The organism is Areca yellow leaf disease phytoplasma (assembly GCF_041920595.1).
On the sequence record NZ_CP169277.1, the window covers coordinates 245,327 to 252,910 of the forward strand.

The following is a 7,584-nucleotide window of genomic DNA, read 5'->3' on the forward strand; positions in this document are numbered from 1 at the left end:
AAGGTATTGCTCAAGTGATGATGAAACTTCTAAAAAAAGAAGAACTAGAAAAGTAAGAACTTCTAAAAACCTTGGAATTAATTTGTGAAAAATAAATTAATCAAATTTTACAAAACTTGCATCAAAAACCTCTTCAAGATTTAAAACAAGCCCTTGATTTAAAAAAACCAATCAAACAATTGAAAATTAAATTGCGCCATGCAAAAAAGAAGATTTTGGCAAGACCCCCAAAAAGCTGTTACAATAAGCCAACAATTCAACGACTTGCAAGACAAAAAAAAACTACTTTAGAAACTTTAGAACAAAATTATTTGGATCTAGAAACTTTATTTAATTTAAATGAAATCCCAAATGAAACTTCTGCTTTATTAGAAGAAGAATTAAAAAAACCTTACTAAAGCTGTTTTTGATTTCAAAATTAAAATTTTTTGAATCAACCTTATAGATATTAACAATGCTATTTTTATTATTCCATCCAGGAGCAGGAGGACTCGAATCGCAAGATTGGTGCGAAATGCTTTTCCGTATGTATCAAAAATATATTCAAAAAAAAGAATTTTAAAAACCGAAATTTTGATTAATAACCAGGTGAAGGAGCAGGAATCAATCAAAATACCTTATTAATTAAAGGAACTTAAGTGCTTATGGTTATCTGGGGTACAGAAAAAAGGGGTTCATCGTTTGGTAAGAACTTCCTCCTTTTGATGCTAATTCCAAAAGACATACATTTCTTTGTAGCTTGCGATGTCATGGCTGTAGAAATTAATGAAGAAATCAAAATTAATTTAAAAACAGGAAGATCTTAAAATCGATGCTTTTAGAAGCAGTGGCGCAGGCGTGGACAACACGTAAATACTACTGATTCAGAATAACTCATTTGCCAACAGGATTAGTAGTGGGTTGTCAAAATGAACGTAGTTCAGATCAAAACAAAGAAAAGCTTTGCAAATGCTAAAACCAAGTTATTTCAATTAGCATCAAAACAACAAAAAGAAGAAAAATGCTAAAAAAATTTCAAAGCGACCAAAAGAAAAATGGTTGGGGTTCTCAAATTAGAAGGCTATGTTTTTCATCCTTACAAAATGGTTAAAGATCACCGCATTAATCAAGAAATTTTTCAATTAGAACAAGTAATGGATGGAAACATCGACGAATTTATCAATGGATATTTAACCAAAATACCTATTAGTTCTCCTCATGAAATAAAAATACAAAGTTAATTATTTTTAACTAGTACAACCACATAAAAATTATGTACAAAAGACCAGATAAAAAGGCATTTCCAAAGAATAAATAATTTCCAAAGTATTTGTTTTGGGGTTTTCTTTTGTCTTGTCTTAGAACAATTTTAATATTTTATTTTTTGAAACAACAAAGCACACTATTTTTTCATTAAAATCAATCCCTTATTATTTATTGTTGTTGATTTTTAAACATTTTTTAATGTAATACTGAAATGTCTTTCACCTTAATTAAAATCTTTTAAAAGATTTTTTTTAAGAATTCATCAAAAAACATTTTTCTCATCTTTTTTATCAAAAACACTTGACAATTCAGTTATTTTATGTGATAATATTTAGGATGAACTTTTTAATTTACGATTAAACGATTAATAAAAAATAGAAAGTGGGTTTTTATTATGGCAATAAAATGCGTTTACAACGTTTCTGGAGTGCATAAAAGACCTTTTTTACAGAGTAGTTGCTGGAAAGCGAATCTAAAAATGCTAGAGATGGTAGTAAATTTTTAGAAATTTTAGGAACTTATGACACTATTTTAGATATTGTTGAATTAGACCACAATAAAGTACAAAAATGGTTATCCAATGGCGCTCAACCAACTAAGACAGTCAAAAAGTATTTAAAAAAAGTAAATTTGTTGCAAAAACTAACACTAAAGTTGAAAAATAATTTTTTCTCAATTTCAAAAATAAATGAAAGCGCCTTTAACGGTTAAAAACTAAATTTTATGATTATTGAAATTATCACTATTTTTTCCGCTTTTTTTAAAAGTTTTTGAGAAACTTCCATTATTAAAAGAGCTTTAGAACAAAAAAAGTTCAAATAAAACTTCATGATTTAAGAACTTATAGCAAAAATAAACATAATCAAGTAGATGATATCGTTTATGGAGGAGGAGTTGGAATGTTGCTTTTCTTTCCCTCCTTTTTTTGATTGTCTACAAAAAATAAAAACTCCCAAAACAAAGTTATTTTATTATCTCCTCAAGGACAAATTTTTAATCAAACACATGCCACTAATTTTGCTCAAGAAACTCATTTAATTATTTTATGCGGTAATTATGAAGAGTTTGATGCAAGAATATTGCAATATATTGATGCAGAAATTTCCATAGGTGATTATGTTTTGACAGGAGGAGAAATGTTATTACTAAGTTTTGGTTGATCACAATTACAAGACTGCTTCCAGAAGTTATCAAAGAACAATCTTATCTTGAAGATTCACATCAACAAGGTTTGCTTAAATATCCTCAATACACCCGCCCGCAAAAGTTATTTCTGAATCAATACGAAGTGCCTGCTGTTTTGTTATCTGGAAACCTTCTGCAAAATAAAGATGTTGGCGCCAAAAAGAAATCTTGAAGGCAACTTTACAAAAAGACCTGATCTTTTTGGAAAATAAAAAATTAACTTTAGAACAAACCAAACTTTTAACAGAAATTAAAAAGAATTACAAAATAATTCAAGAATTATTTATTTGAATTCAACAAAGGAGCAAAAATTATGTCTCAATTAAAAGGACAAAATTTAATAGAATCAGTTAACCAGCACCAACTTAAAGATGTCCCTTTTTCAAACCTGGTGATACAGTTAAAGTATTTATCAAAATTGATGAAGGAAACCGCAAAAGGGTTCAAATTTTTGAAGGTTTAGTTATTAAACGCCAAGGAAGATTAGTTACAGAAACTTTTACTGTAAGAAAAATATTTGCTGGTGTAGGAATTGAATTAACTTTTCCTCTCAGTACATTCCCTACTAACGAGAAAAAATAGGAAGTAGTTCGTCGTCGGTGTTGTTCGTCGCGCAAATTATTATGTTCGCAACCTTTCTAAAGCTTCTCGTATTAAAGAACAAAGATAAATTGTTTTTGTTTAAAGAAATACATTTTTTATAATAAAAACTTTAATAACATTTTTAAATATATCCCCCCTTTTTTAATAAACAAATTTAGAAAATTATTAAAACAACCCTATTTTAATGATTTTTCCAAAACCAAGAAAATTATTTCTAAAAATAAAATAGGAGCCCAAAATGTCTTTTTATGAAGAATTAAAATGGCGCAATTTAATTAAAGATTGTAGTAACGAAACACAAGTTAAAGAATTATTAGACAACAACCAAGTTAAGTTTTACTGTGGGTTTGATCCTACTTCTCATTCTTTAACAGTGGGTCATTTAGTTCAAATAAATAACAGATTTTATTAATGCAAAGACAAGGACATCTACCTGTTATTTTAGTAGGTGGGGCTACAGGTTTAATAGGAGATCCCAAAAGAAACTGGGGAAGAAAGAAAATTATTATCTTTAGAAAATTCATTGCAAAATGCTAAAAGTATTGAATGTCAACTTAAAAACATGTTGTTAAAACAAACAAGTAGAATTTGTTGTCAATTAATAATTATTTTCTCAAATAGATATCATTTCTTTCTCAGAAACTACGGAAACTTTTTTAACATTAACTATATGCTTTCCAAAATACAGTAGCTAAAAGACTTGCTCTGGCATCTTCTTTGTACTGAATTTTCTTATATGATTTTACAATCTTAGATTTCTATCATTTATAAAAATCATAAAGTTAGATTACAATTAGGCGGTTCTGATCAGTGGGGAAATATCACAAGGGACTAGAACTCATCAGAAAATTGAAAAAAAATCCATGCCCTAGAATTAGCACTCCTCTTGTTAAATTCAGATGGAACGAAATTTGCAAAAGTTTAAAAGTTTTATGGGTAAATCCTTTCCAATGACTTCCCTTATGAAATTTATCAATATTTTTAAATAAAGTTTCTGATAAAGAAGTAATCAATTATCTAAAAAATGCTTACTTTAACTCTCCCAAGCAAATTTTGAATTAGAAAAAAACACCTTGGAAAAACCACAACAAAGATTAGCTCAAAAAGCTCTTACCCAGAAACAATTTATTACTTTAATTCATTCCTCAGATATTTTGCAAGAATGTATAAAAACTAACCAAATTTTTATTTTCTAATGCTAAAAAGAATCTTTCCAAGAAAAAGATTTTATTTTATTGCAAAAAACTTTGTTTTGTAATTCCACAAAGAGAAGATATTTTATTAGTTGATGCTTTAGTTCAAACAAAACTGGCAACTTCTAAAAGTGAAGCTCGTGAATTTATCAAAGACAACACTATTAAATTATTTAATCAAAAATCAAATCCTTGATTTTGTAATAACCAAAAAACACTTTATTTGATAAATATGTCCTTTTGAAAAAAGGCAAAAAAAACAACGCTTTAATAGTCTTTTTAATTATTAATAACTTTTTATTTATTTTTATTAATTCATTTATGAAAAATATATTCTAACAAATTAAGAGGTTTCCAAAATGCAAAATAATCCTTTCGCTTTTCTTTTCCCAATTTTCAAAACCAACCCCAAGATTGTTTATTCTTTGATAATGCTGCTACTTCTTTAAAACCTCAAAAAAGTAATAGATGAATTGACTAGATTTTATAACACAAATGGACTCAATACCAAATCTTTTGGCGTTTTGTCTCATCAAAACACTTTACTAATGAACGAAACAAGAATTAAAACAGCTAATTTTATTAATTCCAAACCAGAAGAAATTATTTTTACTAAAGGAACTACTGATTCTTTAAATATATTAGCTCAAAGCTTAGGAGAAACCCTTCAAGAAGGTGACGAAATTATTACATCAGAATTAGAACATAATTCTTCCGTGCTTCCTTGGTTTAAACAAGCCAAACTAAAAAAAGCAAAATTAATTTTTGTTCCCCTAAACGAACAGAATCAAATAACTGTAGAAAATTTTGCTAGGTTTTAACAAACAAAACTAAAATAGTTGTTTTAACTCATGTTTCTAATTTACTAGGGTACGAAACTCCCATTAAAGAAATAACAACTTTAGCTCACAAAAAAAACGCTTTAGTTATTTTAGATTCTGTCTAATCATCAAAGTCACCTACCCATAGATGTTAAATTTTTAGATGTAGATTTTTAGCATTTTTCATCCCACAAATTATACGGCCCTTTTGGAATAGGGATTTTGTTTGGCAAAAATCATTTATTAGAACAATTACAACCTCCTTCATTTGGAGAAACTTCCATTAAAGAATTTTCTTTAAAACACGTCCAACGAAGGCCCTTTTTTTTTTTTTTTTTTTAATAAATTTTGAATCAGGGACTCCTAATATTTCAGGAATTCTTGCTTTTAAAAAGCTTTGAATTTGTGGAAGAAATTGGTTTTGAAAACATCCAAAAACATGAAAAAAAGATTTATCAAAATATAATGAAAGAATTAAAACAAATTCCTAAAATCACAATTTATAATCCTCAAGCTTTTTCTAATATCATTACTTTTAACTTAATCAAATTCATGCTCCACTGAGTCGCAGAAGCTTTTTTAGCTCAGAAAATATTTATGTAAGAACTGCAGATGTTGTGCTTTTTTAGCTACTTCAAAAACTAAAACAAACAAGTATAATTAGAGTTTCTATAGGCATTCACAACAATCAAGAAGACGTTATATTTTTAATTAAAAATCCTTAAAAAACAAACTTTTTCTCCAAATTTAATAAATAACTCAAGGCATTAAAATGTTAGAAATAAATAAATTATATCGCGATTTAATCATTAAAACATTATCAAGAACCCAAAATTGGGGACTTTCCCAAGACCCTGATTTTATAAACATAACTAATAAAAATGTTTCTTGTGGTGATTCTATTTCATTACAAATCAAAATCTCAAATCAAAAATTAATAGATATTAAATACGAAACCCAAGCTTGTGCTATTTGTCGCGCTTCAGCAAGTTTGATGTCTATACATCTTTAAGAATCTAGAAATTCCATAAACATTAGAAAAAAATAAATCATTTTTTAGCTATGATTAATAATCAAATATATGATGAAACTCAACTTGACAAAGAATTATTATTATTTTAAATATTTTATTAATTTTCCTGGAAGAGTCGCTTGTATAAGTTTTCCTTGGAAAGCTTTACAACAAGTAATTAAAGCACACAATAAAAAGTTATTAAATAAAAAAGACAACCCTAAAAAAGGTTGTCTTTTGTTATAAATATTATACATCAAAATCTTGAAATACCTAATTTTTTCGTACCTGTTGGATTTTTCTCTGCAATCAAGGCTTTTGAGCTCCTTTATTTAAATATCATCCAATTTTTGCACTATTAATTAATTGATAAAAATTTTGTTGCAAAAGGTACAACAAAATTGGTATTTCTTCACCGACTTTATTTTTAACTCTTTATAATTACTTTTTTGAAAAAGAGTTTTCTTTCAAAAATACTAATTTGTTTTAAAAAAGCATAAATGGTTAAAAGATTAGAAATTGCAGGTTTATTTTCTGGATCATATTTAATTATTTTTTGGGAATCTGCTATAACCAGTTTGAGCAATTTTACTTTTAATTGTTTGAGGATCATCCAAAAATGAAGAAATATAGCTTTTAGGATTTTCCGTATCACTTTTACTCATTTTTTTCAAAGGGCTTTTGCAAAGATTTTATTTTCGAACCCAAAGGATTAAAAGGTTCCGGAACAACCAAATGTACCATATAGAATTTATTGAAATCTTGTAGCCAAGTTTTTTGCCAATTTCTAATGTTGTTTTTGATCTTTGCCAATAGGCACTAGATTTTGCATCATGCATCAAAATATCAGCTGCCATCAATGTGGGTAAGTAAATAAAGAAGTCACTTTATTCCTTCTGCATTAATTTTGCTTTTTTCCTTATATTGAAATCATTCTTTGTAGTTCAGAAAAAAATAAAATTGCATTCAAGAGATAACCCAAATAAGTATGTTGTGTTACTTCAGATTGAACAAACAGTCTGGTTTTTTCAGGATCAAGCCCTGATGCCAAATAAAGAGCTGCTATTTTTTTGATTTGTTGTTTTAAGTGTTTGGGGTTCTTGATAAAAGTAAGCGGCGTGCAAGTCGGCTATAAAAAAGATAAAAATCGTAAATTTTTTAAGTTTTGTTGCAAATATAGCAAAGGTTTTAAAACCCCAATATAATTTCCTAAAGTAAGATCGCCCGTTGGTTTTGATCCCTGACACTTAATCTTTATTTGTTAGTCAATTTTATCACCCTCCCTTTTTTTATTTTTGCAAAATGATTTATTATAGCAAAAATCATCTTTAATATTTTTGTGGAGTTAACCAAACTTATTTATTATTTGTTTTTTAATTTCATTCATCTTCTAAAAAAAGAATCTAAAAAGGTTTTCTTGTTTTGCTTTGGCTAAAATGGTTTTATTAATTTTAGAACGAGTGGCAAAATCAGCTTTAGTAAATGGTTTTTCTTGGCGTTTCTACAATTTTATTAGCAGCAATCA

Annotated in this window: 7 protein-coding genes and 6 pseudogenes; 12 read left to right on the forward strand and 1 reads right to left on the reverse strand. The window is 27.6% G+C overall.

Annotation, left to right across the window (positions count from 1 at the left end; translation table 11 throughout):
* Window positions 1-95: 95 nt before the first annotated feature.
* The 12 genes and pseudogenes from prfB to ACEW7V_RS01450 all read left to right on the forward strand — a co-directional run bounded on the left by prfB (window position 96) and on the right by ACEW7V_RS01450 (window position 6,059).
* Window positions 96-1,220, forward strand: a pseudogene (prfB, locus tag ACEW7V_RS01395) (peptide chain release factor 2).
* 430 nt (window positions 1,221-1,650) lie between these two features.
* Window positions 1,651-1,956 (forward strand): annotated as a pseudogene (gene rpsP / locus ACEW7V_RS01400) (30S ribosomal protein S16).
* A 107-nt stretch (window positions 1,957-2,063) separates the two neighbouring features.
* Window positions 2,064-2,405 (forward strand): annotated as a pseudogene (locus tag ACEW7V_RS01405) (hypothetical protein).
* Window positions 2,402-2,602 (forward strand): hypothetical protein, encoded by a 201-nt coding sequence (locus ACEW7V_RS01410; protein ID WP_374695644.1) that lies wholly within the window; start codon window positions 2,402-2,404, stop codon window positions 2,600-2,602. Before ACEW7V_RS01405 ends, ACEW7V_RS01410 begins: the two are co-directional and overlap by 4 nt.
* Entirely contained in the window at window positions 2,599-2,721 is a 123-nt protein-coding gene (locus tag ACEW7V_RS01415) for a hypothetical protein (protein WP_374695645.1), read from the forward strand. Before ACEW7V_RS01410 ends, ACEW7V_RS01415 begins: the two co-directional genes overlap by 4 nt.
* A gap of 22 nt (window positions 2,722-2,743) precedes the next feature.
* A pseudogene (gene rplS, locus ACEW7V_RS01420) lies at window positions 2,744-3,100 on the forward strand (50S ribosomal protein L19).
* Between the two features lie 171 nt (window positions 3,101-3,271).
* A pseudogene (locus ACEW7V_RS01425) lies at window positions 3,272-3,724 on the forward strand (hypothetical protein).
* Window positions 3,725-4,341: 617 nt separating this feature from the next.
* Window positions 4,342-4,422 carry a hypothetical protein gene (locus tag ACEW7V_RS01430; RefSeq protein ID WP_374695742.1) on the forward strand — a complete coding sequence of 27 codons (81 nt, stop codon included), beginning with the start codon at window positions 4,342-4,344 and terminating at the stop codon, window positions 4,420-4,422.
* 277 nt (window positions 4,423-4,699) lie between these two features.
* Window positions 4,700-5,047: an aminotransferase class V-fold PLP-dependent enzyme gene (locus ACEW7V_RS01435; protein ID WP_374695646.1), complete on the forward strand. Its 348-nt coding sequence runs from the start codon at window positions 4,700-4,702 to the stop codon at window positions 5,045-5,047.
* 14 nt (window positions 5,048-5,061) lie between these two features.
* Window positions 5,062-5,172, forward strand: coding sequence for an aminotransferase class V-fold PLP-dependent enzyme (locus tag ACEW7V_RS01440; protein ID WP_374695743.1), 111 nt, complete (start codon window positions 5,062-5,064; stop codon window positions 5,170-5,172).
* A gap of 97 nt (window positions 5,173-5,269) precedes the next feature.
* Window positions 5,270-5,611, forward strand: a pseudogene (locus ACEW7V_RS01445) (aminotransferase class V-fold PLP-dependent enzyme).
* A 208-nt stretch (window positions 5,612-5,819) separates the two neighbouring features.
* A complete protein-coding gene (locus ACEW7V_RS01450; protein ID WP_374695647.1) occupies window positions 5,820-6,059 on the forward strand; it encodes an iron-sulfur cluster assembly scaffold protein in 240 nt (79 codons plus the stop codon).
* 919 nt (window positions 6,060-6,978) lie between these two features.
* Here the strand turns inward: ACEW7V_RS01450 and ACEW7V_RS01455 are convergent.
* The gene (locus ACEW7V_RS01455; RefSeq protein WP_374695648.1) at window positions 6,979-7,110 is read right to left on the reverse strand and encodes a hypothetical protein; all 132 of its coding nucleotides are present in this window, start codon (window positions 7,108-7,110) and stop codon (window positions 6,979-6,981) included.
* Window positions 7,111-7,584 lie beyond the last annotated feature (474 nt).

Excerpts from the sequence above, each read along its gene's own strand:
- ACEW7V_RS01450 (WP_374695647.1), top strand. The coding sequence starts at position 5,820 with ATGTTAGAAATAAATAAATTATATCGCGATTTAATCATTAAAACATTA.